13 protein-coding genes are annotated in these 12,520 nt (G+C 41.7%); 5 read left to right on the plus strand and 8 right to left on the minus strand.

Annotated elements, in window-relative coordinates:
• Together HHO47_RS13515 and HHO47_RS13520 are read left to right on the plus strand one after the other, a co-directional pair.
• The coding region (locus tag HHO47_RS13515; protein WP_432651938.1) for a transposase at positions 1-203 on the plus strand (203 nt) is incomplete at its 5' end.
• A 129-nt stretch (positions 204-332) separates the two neighbouring features.
• Positions 333-1,628, plus strand: a complete 1,296-nt coding sequence (locus HHO47_RS13520; RefSeq protein ID WP_169020769.1) for an NAD(P)/FAD-dependent oxidoreductase — start codon at positions 333-335, stop codon at positions 1,626-1,628.
• Positions 1,629-1,632: 4 nt separating this feature from the next.
• Here HHO47_RS13520 and HHO47_RS13525 read toward each other — a convergent pair whose 3' ends face one another.
• Positions 1,633-2,037, minus strand: a complete 405-nt coding sequence (locus HHO47_RS13525) for a hypothetical protein (protein ID WP_211183723.1) — start codon at positions 2,035-2,037, stop codon at positions 1,633-1,635.
• Between the two features lie 489 nt (positions 2,038-2,526).
• On the opposite strand from HHO47_RS13525, the gene HHO47_RS13530 reads away from it, so the two are divergent.
• On the plus strand, positions 2,527-2,949 hold the full coding sequence (locus tag HHO47_RS13530; protein WP_054452871.1) for a hypothetical protein: 423 nt from the start codon (positions 2,527-2,529) through the stop codon (positions 2,947-2,949).
• 34 nt (positions 2,950-2,983) lie between these two features.
• On the opposite strand, the gene HHO47_RS13535 is transcribed toward HHO47_RS13530, so the two are convergent.
• The 7 genes from HHO47_RS13535 to HHO47_RS13565 all read right to left on the minus strand — a co-directional run bounded on the left by HHO47_RS13535 (position 2,984) and on the right by HHO47_RS13565 (position 10,108).
• Positions 2,984-3,385, minus strand: coding sequence for a VOC family protein (locus HHO47_RS13535; protein WP_169020771.1), 402 nt, complete (start codon positions 3,383-3,385; stop codon positions 2,984-2,986).
• Between the two features lie 236 nt (positions 3,386-3,621).
• Complete coding sequence (rnk, locus tag HHO47_RS13540; protein WP_169020772.1) at positions 3,622-4,035, minus strand: nucleoside diphosphate kinase regulator; 414 nt, start codon at positions 4,033-4,035, stop codon at positions 3,622-3,624.
• A gap of 419 nt (positions 4,036-4,454) precedes the next feature.
• Entirely contained in the window at positions 4,455-4,763 is a 309-nt protein-coding gene (locus HHO47_RS13545) for a hypothetical protein (protein ID WP_169020773.1), read from the minus strand.
• Between the two features lies 1 nt (position 4,764).
• Positions 4,765-6,435, minus strand: coding sequence for a group II intron reverse transcriptase/maturase (gene ltrA, locus HHO47_RS13550; RefSeq protein WP_169020774.1), 1,671 nt, complete (start codon positions 6,433-6,435; stop codon positions 4,765-4,767).
• A gap of 1,055 nt (positions 6,436-7,490) precedes the next feature.
• The gene (gene groL / locus HHO47_RS13555; RefSeq protein WP_169020775.1) at positions 7,491-9,140 is read right to left on the minus strand and encodes a chaperonin GroEL; all 1,650 of its coding nucleotides are present in this window, start codon (positions 9,138-9,140) and stop codon (positions 7,491-7,493) included.
• A 50-nt stretch (positions 9,141-9,190) separates the two neighbouring features.
• The gene (locus HHO47_RS13560) at positions 9,191-9,478 is read right to left on the minus strand and encodes a co-chaperone GroES (RefSeq protein WP_054204533.1); all 288 of its coding nucleotides are present in this window, start codon (positions 9,476-9,478) and stop codon (positions 9,191-9,193) included.
• Between the two features lie 153 nt (positions 9,479-9,631).
• Positions 9,632-10,108: an FxsA family protein gene (locus HHO47_RS13565; RefSeq protein ID WP_169020776.1), complete on the minus strand. Its 477-nt coding sequence runs from the start codon at positions 10,106-10,108 to the stop codon at positions 9,632-9,634.
• Between the two features lie 208 nt (positions 10,109-10,316).
• Between HHO47_RS13565 and cutA the strand changes: the two genes are divergently transcribed.
• Positions 10,317-10,637, plus strand: a complete 321-nt coding sequence (gene cutA, locus HHO47_RS13570; RefSeq protein WP_169020777.1) for a divalent-cation tolerance protein CutA — start codon at positions 10,317-10,319, stop codon at positions 10,635-10,637.
• Entirely contained in the window at positions 10,637-12,466 is a 1,830-nt protein-coding gene (locus HHO47_RS13575) for a protein-disulfide reductase DsbD (protein WP_169020778.1), read from the plus strand. Before cutA ends, HHO47_RS13575 begins: the two co-directional genes overlap by 1 nt.
• The last annotated feature ends 54 nt before the right edge of the window (positions 12,467-12,520 follow it).

Raw genomic sequence — 12,520 nt, forward strand, 5'->3', positions numbered from 1 at the left:
AACAACACTGGATATTGGATGTCGTGTTTAAAGAAGATGCATCTCAAATTCACGATCCGTTAAGCGCACAACATATGGCATTATTTCGTCGAGTGGTTAGAAACATGGTAAAACAACATACGAAAAGTAATAGTTCAATAAGAAGTAAGTGTGTAAGAGCGTGTTATGACGATGCTTTTAGAGAGGAATTGTTGTTCGGTTAACATCGTTAACAAAGTGTGCTCGCGCCCTGACTGTAATGTCCAATAATGCAGTGTAATATCACGTAATATCTTTTTGTAGTTCATTCATTTATAACACCCCTAGAACTTAATAATAGTAATAGGTTAGACATGTCTACAGCAGCTCAATACGATTTAATCGTTATTGGAGGCGGCCCGGTTGGGTTATCGACCGCTTTTCATGCATCGCAACGAGGCCTTAAAACACTGGTGCTCGAAAAGCATGGCTACTTTAATGATTTAGGGAGCTCTGCCGGATATTCTAGACAGTTTCGTTTGCAGTATGATCAACAGCATATGTCTGAGTTATGTTTAGCATCACTGCAGTATTGGCAGCAAATACAGGCATTGTCAGACGAGCCATTGATTGGTGATGAGGGAAGTTTATGGTTTGGTCAAAAAGGCGTTAAAGATGCGCGAGAAGGCGGTATTGTCGAGGCTGAAAAGACCATGGATGCGTTAAATATCCCTTATGAGAGACTGGCAGATGCCACTGCAATACAACGTAAGGCCTGCTTTGCGGGGCTCCCTAAAGAGTATTATGGTTTTTTTCAATCAAATGGCGGCACCATTAATATAAAGCAAACAGAGAGATCACTTTTTAACGCGGGGTTAAACTCTGGGTGTGTGACTTATCGCGAATGGGAAAATGTGCAAACTATTACCTCATTAGCAGATGATATTGTTGAAGTAACGACCCAGCATAGCGCTGAAGAAGGCATCACTAATACACGTTATACATCTAAAAAACTAGCGATTACTACGGGGGCATATATCAACGAAACCGTGCGTAGTTTAGGGGTGTCAGTGCCAATTATTATTTGGCAAATGGCATCAGCGTATTTTAAGAAAGTTGACCCTGTAGCAACGACCCCATCTTGGTTTGTATTTCAACAAGCAGAGAATGAATCAGACCCACGAACCGCGACTAATTCGCTTTTGTGTGGTTTTCCTGAGCTTGAATGGGCAAACCCGGGCTATATTCGGGTTGCGACTAACTTTCCTGAGGATGCAATTATTTATGATCCAAATGATCGACAGCTAGCCCCAAGCAAACAATCATTAGCGGTTGCGTCATCATGGGTTGAACAGTTTATGCCAGGCTTGGAGCCAACACCGTATTTTACTACAACATGCTTGATAGCATTGGATGATTCACGATTGAAAAAAGGGCAAAAAAAAGCAGAGTTTTTTCTTGATTATATGCCAGATAGCATACCTAATAATAAAAATATAGTTACGTATACCGCAGGTTGGGCGGGTAAATTTATACCTATTTTAGGTGATATGATTTGCCAGATGCTAGAAAACGATGCGCTGACTGAGTTTAATTTCTCTGTTAGCTACAGTACTTTTAGCATCCCAAAAAGTCATTTTGCTATAGCGTGGCAAACAATTAACATTTGATCGGTTAAATAGGTGTGCGCTGGTGAAAATTTACGTAAAGAGTTTTGAGATCATTAGGTAATACTTGCCAATATGGTGCAGCATTAATAGGTGTTACCTGCCACAAAAGATTCTCAATGATCCCAACATCAATATATTCACGAGCCACTGTCGTAAAAGGCAGTTTAGGTAGTATTTTTAAAGCAGACAAGGCAAATGCCGAACAAGTAAACATCAACCCCGCAACAACAATCGCCCCCAATGGCGCAAGAAGTGTTCCTTGCTTCGATGACGCAATTAATTGTACCGGGGCACGGGTAAAAGCAAACCAACTTGGCCCACCCCAAATGCACAATAAGTGCCATACAGCTGCCGCAAAGGCGATAACCGCTGCACTCATTAATAATCTAGATTCAATGCTATGTGACATATGCATCCTATACTTAAGAATAGGAGCGGTAAAAAGTGAAGTCATAATATTTAAATAGAATCGGTAAGTATATATGGTAAATATTTTTTAATTCAAAGAGTCAGTACTTAATTATGGCGTTTGCTTTGACCTTTTAGTTAAGTGATAAGTGTTTTTTCTGGGGGGCGTGTTTAATTGCTAAAGGTTTAATGATAACAGATTGTTTATTTTGTTTATTTTGTTTATTTTGTTTATTTTGTTTATTTTGTTTATTTTGTTTATTTAATGTACCTTTATTTGAATGTTTGTTTCTAAGAAAATAATCTAATTTTTAAAGTGGCGATTTATTTAGTTTAGTTTTTATATGTTTACAGCATGTAGAGTTTAATAGGGTCTAATTTACATTTTAAACAGCATTTTTTAAATTTGACCCTCGTTAGGCTTTTAACCGTTTATGTAGTTGAGGTTTTAAAAAGGAACGGTTTTATAATCATAAAAAGGATATTCTCAATGAAAAAAATATATTTGGCTTTACTCGGTGCTTCTATGTTTAGTGGTGTGGCAATGGCTGATACAGTATCTTGTTATGTTGATACTCAAGCCTATGATGAATATAGGGAAAATCAGTGTTTTGGTGGTGGACCTTTATCTAGCTATAGACAAGGTGCAATTGTATTTAAGGTCAATGCAAGCAAACCTATACAGAGTGTGACATGGGATATTGCATCGTACGGCGCAACCCCTCGACCTAATAGTTGTAATGGTAATGTTTGTATTGTTGATGTTGGCCGTGGAGAGCATGAAGTCGAAGGCTGTGTAGATAAAATTTACTATAAAGATTACACATGGGCAGATGTTAATTGGTGTGCAACTGCGACTGCAAATTATTGGGCAGGCGGTCATTCTCCTTTAGCTGAATCAGAAGGGCAATAAGCATTCAAGGCTGTATTTTTAATGCAGCCTTGTACTATTTATTCAACTGCAACAAATCCCACTTATTACCGTACAAATCTTCAAATACCACGACGGTGCCGTAGGCTTCTTCGCGCGGCTGCTCGTTGAATCTAATGCCATTTTTTTGCATCAATTCATAATCACGCCAAAAATCATTGGTGTGTAAAAATAAAAATACACGAGCGCCTGTTTGGTTGCCAATAACTTTTAATTGCTCCGATGTACTTGCTTTAGCGAGTAATAGGTTAGTGCCATTGGAATTAGGCGGCGATACTAATACCCAACGTTTTCCATTGCCAAGCTCAGTATCTTCAACCAAATCAAAGCCCAATTTTCGGGTGTAAAATACAATTGCGTCATCATAATCTTTTACAACTAAAGCGATACTACCAATGTGCTGTTTTATATTTGTCATCGTGCTGCTTTGAAATAATAAAATGCTTAAAAGCGTTTTAACATATAAGAAAATATAAGCCGAGGACAAAAGGCTGGTACGTTAAGTGCTGTGCTAGATTTATCAGTAGATCTGACTTTAGTTAGAAAGCTTTTACCAGATAAATCTGGACTTACGAGTGGCTGGCGCTAGGTTTTAAACTTACCCTCTTTCAAAACAAAACCCAGCTTTCACTGGGTTTTTAATAACACTAAATATTATCGATGTAACTCACCGGCTCGTTCTGGCTGATAAGTGATTGCTTTTATTTTTACTTTTATGAGGCCGCCGCTGGGTTTTGGCCACTCAATCTCATCACCTTGTGATAGACCCAGTAAGGCGCTGCCAACAGGGGCTAAAATTGATATTTTATCAGTACTTGCATCAGCATTTTTCGGATACACTAAGGTCTTAGTGAATTCTTCTTGGGTCGATTCAACGATAAAGTTTACCGTTGAATTCATCGTCACCACCGTCGAAGGCATATCTTTTGGCTCAACGATTGTGGCACGGCCAAGTTCAGCTTCAAGCTCTTTTTCGCCAGCAAAGCTTCCTGCTGGTAATGACTCCATTAAATCATACAATCTCTCAGCATCGAGTGATGAAATGATTAGCTCAGGTTTTTTATTCATCTTAATATCCTTAATAATGTTGTATAAATAAAATTAACTCTGAGTATGGTTTGTTATGCAGTTCATTGACTGCTCTACGCTGGAGTCATTTTATTTGTAAGTCATATCCGCTGTTTTATCTTGCTAATAATGCTAAAAACCCAGCCGAAGCTGGGTTTTTAATTGAGCTAGGAGGGGGAGTGATGTCGGGTAAGGAACAGCCATTGCTGGCTGCCCCTCCCCTAAGAACCGTACGTGCGAGTTTCCCCGCATACGGCTCAAGCCTTAATAAGTCAGTACCTAAGTACAAACCAGCGACTTTCTTGCCTGTTACTCTTCAACTAATCTTTACGCCCCAACTGAGAGCGTTTGAAATAGATGTAAAAGCATACAACCAAAGCAAGGATCATCAATTGGCTTACGATCAATGGAAACATGATCTATTTTCCTTTTTCACATATACCACAACCGTTAGGATAGCTTTCTATCTCCTTTGCCACAGCATAAATAATGTGCCAAGGCGGAACTAAAAGGTCTTGAAGCTCGTCCCAATGACTGTCCACATAATTGGAAATGATTTTTCCCTCTAAAGGCATTCCCAATAAGTTGTTATGTTCAGGATCGTGCTTTTCGCAACAATAAACACCTCCAAGAGCAGTTGCAATTCTAACCGCATGAAATTGAAGTTCTTCGTTTATTACGAAACCATCACTATCCATCATTTTAACCAGTTCATCTAAGTCAAACATCTTATCTCCTAACTTTTGTTTGTATATGCAATTGCCTATGACAATTAGGGTGCAACAGCACCAAGTTATCCAACTCATCTGAGCCGCCTTTTACTCTTTCCACAATATGATGGATATTCCATCCTGTTTCTTTGGTAATTTTATGACGGCACATCGCACAGCATTGCTGCTGCCTGAGCCAAAGCGTTAGCACTTTCCTTTTACCCTGCATTGATTCTCGCCAAGCTCGCTCTAAGCGCTGCTCGAAGTATTCCTCAAATGCTAAGTCATAAGGGTTGGCTTCTGCTTTTATCTTAGTATGTCGCTTTATCACCACATCGTTACATGAGAACAGGCGAAGTATTTTCGACTCCTCCCACTCACCAGAAAATACCCAGTTGCGTTTGCCCACTGTTTTAAAGTATTTAGCCTTAACCCAGTGTAAGCGACGATTTTTATGTCGCCGTCGGCACCACTTCCAAAGCATTTTCCACACCCGATAATCAACATAATTAAAGGTTTCCTTGGCAACGATATGTCTGTGATAGTTTGCCCAGCCCCGAAGTACAGGGTTTAGCATGTATATCAGCAAACCAGCCGTCACCGTTTTGTTTCCACTAATTATGTTTCTGACTTTATGGAGGAACGTCCGCAGGTTCTTTCGGCTCGGCTTAATCAAGAGCTTGCCTTTGTACTTACGTAAGTTTTGTCCCAAAAAGTCAAACCCTTCGTCAATATGGGTTATCACCGTTTTTTCCGGAGATAGCGTCAGACCTCTCTCCGCCATAAAAGCTTCAACGAGTGGTTTTACTTCGTCTTCAAGTAACTCTTGTGAGATACCAGTAATAATGAAGTCATCTGCATACCGGCAGTAGTTGACCTTGGTCTTGTAGCTGGCTTTGGTATTTTTCTTCCCAAAATGGGATTCAAGCACCGTTTCCAAACCATCAAGCGCCATATTGGCCAACACGGGAGAAATAATTCCCCCTTGCGGTGTTCCCGCTTCCGTCGGGTTCAATTTACCGGATTCCATGTAACCGGCTTTCAGCCATTTACCGAGTACTCGTTTATCCAATGGAATATTGGCGAGTAGCCAGTCATGACTGATGTTATCGAAGCATCCTTTGATATCCCCCTCTAACACCCATTTGGCAGAATGCTTGCGACTGAGATTCACAAAACATTGTTCAATCGCATCTGACGTTGAGCGCATCGGGCGAAAACCATAACTATTTCTATCGGCGGTTGTTTCCGACACTGGCTCCAAGGCCAGCAGGTATAACGCCTGCATGGCTCTATCGAGCATAGTCGGTATCCCAAGCGGTCGGCGTTTACCATTCGCTTTCGGAATATACACACGCCTTAACGGCTTGGGCTTATAGCCCTTACGCGTTAACCGAAACAGCGCTAGCCATTTACTCTCAGGTGTACTCCATAACTCCCCATCGACACCGGCAGTCCTTTTGCCTCGATTTTCAGTTACCCGCTTAACCGCCAATGCCTTGGCAGCAAACGAGCGCACCAACATGCGTTGCAGGGCTTTCACCTTGCGCCACTGTTGTTGCTTCGTCGCTTTCGCGATCCGCACTTGTAGCCCTCTCACCTTGCGCTCAACCGAATACCAATCAATGGTATGCCAGCTGCTTGTCTGGTGGGAGAACGCAGGTACGTGAAACATACATTCCGTACTCATCTTGCTTTCCTCCATAACCACAAAACGGAGGAAAGCCAAACCCTTACGGGGACAGCTAATCCCCGCTTGGGTTAATTTGTTAGATGGCTTTACACGCCTTCACACGATAAAGACCAGTCTGAATTTGGCACTCTTTCGAGTCAGGGCAAAGTTAGAACCCCTATCCGAACCATTACAGTTCAGCATTCGCTTGGTCAGACATCCTTTACCCGCTTATCCAACAGCGCTCCTTACGGATTGCCTGCCTGTGTTACTGTTACCAGCAATCAGGCGAATAATCGGGCTTACCGAGTTCCGTTGCAGTTACACGAACAACTTAGGTTCTGTCTATCTACCGGTGGTCATAAGACGGCGTAATCCCAGATGTAAAAGGATTAACCGACCACATACCTTTTGGTCAGAGCGTAACAACAATATTTCGCTCTTTGCGGTTGACGGTATTTATCAACAGTTCACTTACGTTAACCATATTGCCCAGCCTAGCCCCAGCCAGCTTATTGTTAGCCAACTATGCCCACTCTCGCGAGTTAAGGCACCGCTTGTGCAGGGGTACATTGTCAGGAAGCTTCGCACCATGCCGTTACCAGCATCGCACTATCCCTAGGCTACTGTTAGCCGTATAACAGGTCTCACTACCGAAATGCCGAAGCAAAGCGATGAGACAATAACTACAACAGCTTACGCCGGAGATCGCTCCAGCAGCAAAATTCCAATAAGTCGTGCCAGAAATGGCAAGCAGACGGGAGTATCCTCGAAGGTTAAAATTGTCGGCAGGCTGACGCCGCCGTTCTTTTTTCCTTTCGCACAAAAGACTATGCTTCTAGATACCTACGTGTTGAGGGCAGCGCAGACATTAACACTTTGCGCCCATTTTCTTTATGCTGACCGACAATAACGATCAGGCGAACATTCTCTTTCAAGAATGCCGTTGATCGGATTGTGCGATCCGACCAACGGATTTCGACTACTAATTTTTGCAGGTGGGTGAGCAAGTACATAAGTACTTGCTTACGGTGTAGCCTGCTAGGTTAGCGACCTACGCGACTCTCGTCGCACTACATCATGCCGCCCATGCCACCCATACCGCCCATGCCACCCATATCAGGAGCGCCAGCAGGCTCATCCTTAGGGATTTCAGCTACCATTGCTTCAGTGGTGATCATAAGACCCGCAATCGAGCCTGCAAACTGTAGTGCAGAGCGCGTTACTTTAGTTGGATCTAGGATACCCATTTCAATCATGTCGTTGTATTCGCCAGATGCTGCGTTGTAACCATAGTTACCTTCACCGCCTTTAACTGCGTTAATTACTACAGATGCTTCATCACCTGCGTTAGTCACGATTTGACGAAGTGGTGCTTCCATAGCACGTAGTGCTACTTTGATACCGTGGCTTTGATCTTCGTTGTCACCAACTAAATCAACAAGTTTGCTTGCTGCACGAACTAGTGCAACACCACCACCTGGTACTACGCCTTCTTCAACCGCTGCGCGAGTTGCATGAAGTGCATCTTCAACGCGGTCTTTTTTCTCTTTCATTTCGATTTCAGTAGCAGCTCCTACTTTGATTACTGCAACACCGCCGGCAAGTTTAGCCATTCGCTCTTGTAGTTTCTCTTTGTCGTAGTCAGACGTTGCTTCTTCGATTTGTGCTTTGATTTGTGCAACACGACCTGTGATGCCATCTTCGTCGCCAGCACCATCAATGATTGTTGTATCATCTTTGGTGATCACAACGCGTTTAGCTGTGCCTAGGTCTTCAACCGTGGCTTTTTCAAGCTCTAGGCCGATTTCTTCAGAAATCACAGTACCGCCAGTTAATACCGCGATGTCTTGTAGCATTGCTTTACGACGGTCGCCAAAGCCAGGCGCCTTAACTGCTGATACTTTAACGATACCACGCATGTTATTAACTACTAGTGTTGCTAGTGCTTCACCTTCAAGGTCTTCAGCAATGATAAGTAGTGGTTTGCTTGCTTTAGCAACCGCTTCTAATGTAGGTAGTAACTCACGGATGTTAGATACTTTTTTGTCTACAAGTAGAATAAATGGATTGTCTAATTCAACTGCGCCTTTCTCTGCGTTGTTGATGAAATATGGCGATAAGTAACCACGGTCAAACTGCATGCCTTCTACAACATCTAGTTCGTTTTCAAGTGATTGGCCTTCTTCAACAGTAATCACGCCAGAGTTACGGCCTACTTTTTCCATTGCTTCTGCAATGATGTCACCAATCTCTTTATCAGAGTTAGCTGAAATAGTACCTACTTGAGCAATCGCTTTAGTGTCAGCACATGGAACTGAAAGTTCTTTAAGTTCAGCTACAGCGGCGATGATTGCTTTATCAATACCGCGCTTTAGGTCCATTGGGTTCATGCCCGCAGCAACTGCTTTTAAGCCTTCGTTTACGATAGATTGTGCTAAAACAGTAGCGGTAGTTGTACCGTCACCCGCTGCATCGTTAGCTTTTGATGCAACTTCTTTCACCATTTGTGCGCCCATGTTTTCAAACTTGTCTTCAAGTTCGATCTCTTTAGCCACTGATACACCATCTTTAGTGATCACTGGTGAGCCAAATGATTTGTCTAGAATTACGTTACGGCCTTTAGGGCCTAAAGTTACGCGAACTGCGTTTGCTAAGATGTTTACGCCAGCGAGCATTTTAGCGCGTGCGTCACCTGCAAAAAGTACTTCTTTTGCTGCCATGATTTTGTTTCCTCTAAATTCTTTAAATGTTTGTTAAACGAAAAGTAGGTTTAGCCTACAATGCCTAAAATATTGTCTTCACGCATGATCAGGTACTCTTGACCTTCGATCTTTTCAGCTTTTTCAACATATGAGCCGAACAACACAGTGTCACCGACTTTAACTTCTAATGCTCTCACATCACCGTTATCTAGAGTACGGCCATTACCAACAGCGACAACTTTACCACGGGTTGATTTCTCAGCCGCAGAACCAGTTAATACAATACCGCCAGCAGATTTGGTTTCTTCTTCTAGGCGCTCAACGATCACGCGATCATGTAAAGGACGAATGTTCATTTTGTTTAGTTCTCCTAACAGTTTCTGAACAGGACAGAAAAAAGTTTTGTGTGTACCAGTTTGCATTAAACCCTGTGGTTCAAGGCAATTGACTTAGTTGTACTCAGTAATGGGGGTATTGCGTCAAAACCCAAGTGAAAAAAATTAAAATTTTTAATCTTTTCTTTCGTACTCGCCATCAATAGTTGTTGGCTCACTCATTTTACGAGGTTCTGGCTCTGCATGAGTGTGTTGAGTAAATGGCGACGAACCTTGTTGCATGCCTGCACTCATACGTACGGTTGCTTGACTCGCAAGGCCTGCAGCTAGTTTATTGCGAATGCCAGGGGCTAATAGTAAAAAGCCGAATACGTCGGTCATAATGCCAGGCGTTAGCAATAAAATGCCGGCAATGATCACACATAAACCAGTGAATAATTCTTTGCCAGGCATCTGCCCTTGTGCCATTTGGCTTTGTACATTTTGCAGTGCGCCCATACCTTGCGTTCTAACTAATTTTGCACCGACGATTGCGGTGATGATCACTAATGCAATAGTGGTAAAGCCGCCAATTACATCAGCTACTTGAATTAATAAAGCGATTTCAATAATCGGCACGAGAATAAATAACAAAAATAAAAATCTAAACATAAGGCTCTCTAAATAGTGCTCACGTAATATCGTGATGAAATATAAATATGGGTTATCAGGTCTTTTTCAAGGCTAGTGGTAAAACTGTGTTGGCTAAATAGTTTGAATTTGATTAAGTGATTTATTATCCGCAGTTTAGGTTAACTACACTTTGCCTTAGCTATCAGCTACTATGGCATTGGGCAGAGTAATCAATCAAAGGTTCAATATGACGACTCATTTTCGACTTATTTTTACCACTTGCGCAGATGTAAGTGAGGCACGCTCCATGGCTGAACAATTAGTGAGGCTTAAATTAGCTGCGTGTGTAAACATTCTGCCAAATGTGGGAGCTGTTTATATGTGGCAAGGAGAGGTTGCTTATGCAACCGAGTGTAAATTATTAATTAAAACGAAGTCAGAAAAAATGAATGAATTGATTCAAACTATCAAGCAATTACATAGTTATGAAATTCCTGAAGTACAAGTTATTGATGTCGCCACTGGCAATTTAGCCTATTTTAATTGGATGGATGAGGTACTTAATTAATGCGTTGTTTTCTTTTATTGCTTTGTGCGCTTTCGCTGTTTCCAGCCCAAGCTGCGAATAAAGATTTATTGAGTAATTTACTACAGCCCGCAGAACAAATATTTTTACCGGTTGATCAAGCGTTCTCGTTTGATTTTGATCAGCAGGGCAGTACGTTATTTATTGGTTGGGATATTGCACCTGGTTATTATCTTTACAAAAATAAGGTAGAGATTATTGGTAAAGGTGCTGATATCGAAATACCTGAGCTTGGTAAAGGGGTGATTATTGAAGATGAGTTTTTTGGCAAAACAGAGGTGTTTTTTGATTCACTGAATGTGATCAGCAAGCTAAGTAATGTAGCTGAAGATGGCGTAATTAAAGTTCGCTATCAGGGCTGTGCTGAAGCAGGGCTATGTTATCCGCCTGAGATTATTACTATTCCATTGAGTACGATTGCCGGTGAAACTCCCACAAATGATAATGCAACCGCAAGTAATGCATTAGCTGCACTTAGTGCTGAATCAGCAACTGCTACAGAAGATGTTGTAACGCAAGAAGATGACTCAGAAAAAGAATTAAATTTTACTGAAAAACTGGCCTCGCAAGGTTTGTTAGCGAACTTAGCGATTTTCTTTTTGGTTGGTATTGGCTTAGCATTTACGCCATGTGTATTTCCGATGTTTCCTATCTTGTCGAGCCTAATTGCGGGGCAAAAAAATCTTTCCACTAAAAAAGCTTTTGCGCTTTCTTTTGTTTATATACAGGGTATGGCCGTTACGTATGCGGCGCTGGGTCTAGTGGTTGCATCACTTGGTGGCCAAGTGCAAGGTTATTTGCAGCACCCATATGTATTGATTAGTTTTAGTTTATTATTCGTTTTACTCGCTATGTCGATGTTTGGTTGGTACGAAATCAAGCTCCCTAGCGGCATGATGAATAAGCTCACACAAGTAAGTAATAATCAAAAAGGCGGCAACTATATTGGCGTGTTTTTAATGGGGGTTTTGTCTGGTTTAATTGCATCACCTTGCACCACAGCACCGTTATCAGCTGCGCTTTTGTTTGTTGCGCAAAGCGGCGATTATTTAGTTGGCGGCTTAACTTTGTATGTGTTGAGTTTAGGGATGGGTATTCCGCTGCTGTTATTAGGCACCTCAGGCGGTAAATTATTGCCAAAAGCAGGCGGTTGGATGGAGCAAGTTAAAACCCTGTTTGGTTTTATCATGCTGGTAGTACCGTTGATCTTGCTTGAACGTATTGTTGATGCCGACATCATATTACTTATGGCGGGCTTATTAGCATTAGCAACGGCCTTGTATTTACATTATTGGCACAGCGCACAATCACAAGGCAAGCTAAAAACGGCATTGTGGTTTGCTGCAACGTTATTAGTTGTTAGCGGTGTAAGCTTAACTAAAAACTATATATGGCCAACGCCAGTGGTGACAGCTTCTGCTGAACAGCAATCACAAAAGCGTGAATTTAAATTGGTTGCTGACTTAGCTGAGCTAAAACAAGCAATAAAGGATGCAAATAGTGATGGTCGTTTAGTGATGGTTGATTTATATGCGGATTGGTGTGTTGCGTGTAAAGAGTTCGAAAAATATACTTTTCCTGATGCTAAAGTGCAAGCTGAATTTGCAAACTTTGAGTTGTTTAAAGTTGATTTGACCGAAAGTGATGATAAAACAATCGCTGTAATGGAAGAGTTTACGGTATTTGGTTTACCCAGTATTTTGTTTTTTGATACACAAGGTGAAGAGCTCGCAGCACAGCGTGTGACAGGCTTTTTAAATGCCAAGGACTTTGCTGAGCATTTAGATAAAGTAGTAAATAGCGTTAAATAAACATTGTATATATCGCTATTTTAAACGCCACTTGAGACAAGTGGCGTTTTTGTT

Source organism: Pseudoalteromonas arctica, from assembly GCF_012927645.1.
Taxonomy (GTDB): Bacteria; Pseudomonadota; Gammaproteobacteria; order Enterobacterales; family Alteromonadaceae; genus Pseudoalteromonas; species Pseudoalteromonas arctica_A.

Bases quoted from the DNA above. Each gene is read 5' to 3' on its own strand.
- HHO47_RS13530 (WP_054452871.1), top strand. From the start codon at position 2,527: ATGAAAAAAATATATTTGGCTTTACTCGGTGCTTCTATGTTTAGTGGT.
- HHO47_RS13575 (WP_169020778.1), top strand. From the start codon at position 10,637: ATGCGTTGTTTTCTTTTATTGCTTTGTGCGCTTTCGCTGTTTCCAGCC.
- rnk (WP_169020772.1), bottom strand. From the start codon at position 4,035: ATGAATAAAAAACCTGAGCTAATCATTTCATCACTCGATGCTGAGAGA.
- HHO47_RS13520 (WP_169020769.1), top strand. From the start codon at position 333: ATGTCTACAGCAGCTCAATACGATTTAATCGTTATTGGAGGCGGCCCG.
- cutA (WP_169020777.1), top strand. From the start codon at position 10,317: ATGACGACTCATTTTCGACTTATTTTTACCACTTGCGCAGATGTAAGT.
- HHO47_RS13525 (WP_211183723.1), bottom strand. From the start codon at position 2,037: ATGTCACATAGCATTGAATCTAGATTATTAATGAGTGCAGCGGTTATC.
- ltrA (WP_169020774.1), bottom strand. From the start codon at position 6,435: ATGAGTACGGAATGTATGTTTCACGTACCTGCGTTCTCCCACCAGACA.
- HHO47_RS13535 (WP_169020771.1), bottom strand. From the start codon at position 3,385: ATGACAAATATAAAACAGCACATTGGTAGTATCGCTTTAGTTGTAAAA.
- HHO47_RS13565 (WP_169020776.1), bottom strand. From the start codon at position 10,108: ATGTTTAGATTTTTATTTTTGTTATTTATTCTCGTGCCGATTATTGAA.
- HHO47_RS13545 (WP_169020773.1), bottom strand. From the start codon at position 4,763: ATGTTTGACTTAGATGAACTGGTTAAAATGATGGATAGTGATGGTTTC.
- groL (WP_169020775.1), bottom strand. From the start codon at position 9,140: ATGGCAGCAAAAGAAGTACTTTTTGCAGGTGACGCACGCGCTAAAATG.
- HHO47_RS13560 (WP_054204533.1), bottom strand. From the start codon at position 9,478: ATGAACATTCGTCCTTTACATGATCGCGTGATCGTTGAGCGCCTAGAA.